The organism is Granulicatella sp. WM01 (genome assembly GCF_004570605.1).
GTDB lineage: Bacteria > Bacillota > Bacilli > Lactobacillales > Aerococcaceae > WM01.
The window spans coordinates 1-299 of the sequence record NZ_SPPB01000155.1 but is presented as its reverse complement, the minus strand read 5'-3'; the positions used below and the strand labels follow the sequence as shown (position 1 = coordinate 299).

At 37.8% G+C, this 299-nt stretch carries 1 pseudogene; it reads left to right on the top strand.

Annotation, left to right across the window (positions count from 1 at the left end):
* Positions 1–299: pseudogene (locus tag E4T68_RS09075) on the top strand (hypothetical protein); the annotation flags it as partial.

Sequence of the window (299 nt, the reverse complement as noted above, 5' to 3'; positions counted from 1 at the left end):
GAAAACGGTAGAAGTACCAGTAACGGTACAACGAGATACAGATGGAGACGGTATCCCAGATGTAACAGATCCAGATGATGACAATGATGGATTTACAGATGAGGAAGAAAAAGCTAAGGGAACAGATTCAAAAGATCCAAATTCAAAACCAAGCACACAAACAGATGCAGACAGAATAACCCCAACAGTACCAGAAAAAACACCAGTAAAAGATGTCACAAACTTAACTGATGAAGAAAGAAAAGCTGTAGAAGATAAAATTAAAGAAGTCAACAAAGATAAATTCCCACCGGGAACAA